Source organism: Paenibacillus sp. N3.4 (assembly GCF_008017805.1).
GTDB lineage: Bacteria > Bacillota > Bacilli > Paenibacillales > NBRC-103111 > Paenibacillus_E.
On sequence record NZ_VRTT01000196.1, the window covers coordinates 1 to 1,484 of the forward strand.

1 protein-coding gene is annotated in these 1,484 nt (G+C 41.7%); it reads right to left on the minus strand.

Features of this window, described 5'->3' with window-relative positions:
- Positions 1–78: 78 nt before the first annotated feature.
- Positions 79–1,287, minus strand: coding sequence for an IS110 family RNA-guided transposase (locus FU659_RS34900; protein ID WP_147951730.1), 1,209 nt, complete (start codon positions 1,285–1,287; stop codon positions 79–81).
- Between the last annotated feature and the right edge of the window lie 197 nt (positions 1,288–1,484).

Sequence of the window (1,484 nt, forward strand, 5' to 3'; positions counted from 1 at the left end):
CAAGACCCTCTATGTCAACATGGAATGTATGTTCGGTTTTATAGTTGGGAGTATCCTGTATTGTGTTCACGGAAAATATTATGCCGTTTTTTGGAAATGCCGTTTTTGCGACTTTATAAATGTCGAGGAGTCGTACTTATCTTCTTTTTTCCACAATGCAAAAATAATACGAACCCAGTTATTTGCTAAGGATCGTATAGCTACATGATGGCTTTTTCCTTCTTTACGTTTTCGGTAATAGTATTCTTTAGCCCATGGTTCCCATCTAACAGAACACCAAGCAAACTCGTGTAAGGCATTCCGAAAGGGTTTAACGCACGATGTTCTTCTTCGAGCTTTGCAGTACTTACCACTCTGAAAAGCGACCGGCGAAGTACCAGCCAAGGCCTGTACACTTGCAGATGAATCGTACAGTGAACGGTTATCACCCCACTCAGCTAAAAGTTTGGGAGCGAGTCTCTTGCCTGCGCCAGGAAGCCCTTCAAAGATTGAAGCATCTTTATGGCTTCTAAATAATCGAAGGATTTCTTTATCATAGTTTGCTAACTCTTCAACCAAAACCAGCAACTGCTTAATAAGGACAAGTGCTAACTTAGACTTAGCTTTAACAGTAGCCATGGGTACAGAAATATGAGGTTGATGAGCTATTTGAAGTATTTCCTCAGCCTTAGAATCTGGGGATTTATGTCGAAGGCCACTCAAGACCTTGGAGAGCTCCTCCTTAGACGTATTCACCAGGGATTCTACTGTGGGGTAAAGCTGTAAAAATTTCAAAGTACACAACTGAGGTATCCTTGTGAAAAAATGAAGGGCTGAAGGAAAAAACTCTTTTAAACAAGCGATTAATTGGTTGGTTAAGCGTGTCTGTGCATGAACAAGTCCTTCTTGGTCACGTGTCATCATGCGCAGCTCCTCAATGAGATCATTAGACACTGTCAATGGTCTAAGATTTGTGAATTCTTTTCGTCCTATATCCGCCAATAATCTCGCATCAATAAAGTCTGTTTTTGCTCCAGAAGGTCTCCGTTGTCGATCTACTACCTTTGGATTAAGCGGATAAACAGTAAACCCTAGCTGTAACAATGAACTAACCAACAAACCGCGGCTTGTCTCAATAAAGCAGTTGGTTTTGTCTTCTGGAATCCCCAGATCCTTCAACCGCTCTGTGAATTCTTTTATTCCGTCATGACTATGAGGTATTTCAAACGAAGCAACATGTCTTGGAACCTCATCCAAAATGACAATGGTATGCTTTTCATCAGCCCAATCTATTCCTACAAAAAACATGAACACCCTCTCCTCCAGGTAAACAATAATTAGCAGTGGCCTAATACTTTGGTGCTCGAAGCACAACCCTCTATCGACTGTTTAATCGTTGTTATTCTGAGGAAAGCAGGTCTTGCCTAAGGGATCGAGTCCCGGGGTGTCCAGGCTTTTCCCCAGAATGCTACTACTATACCTTATTTAAACGTATTAGGGTGTCC

Coding starts and splice junctions, on each gene's coding strand:
- FU659_RS34900 (WP_147951730.1), bottom strand. CDS start 1,287: ATGTTTTTTGTAGGAATAGATTGGGCTGATGAAAAGCATACCATTGTC.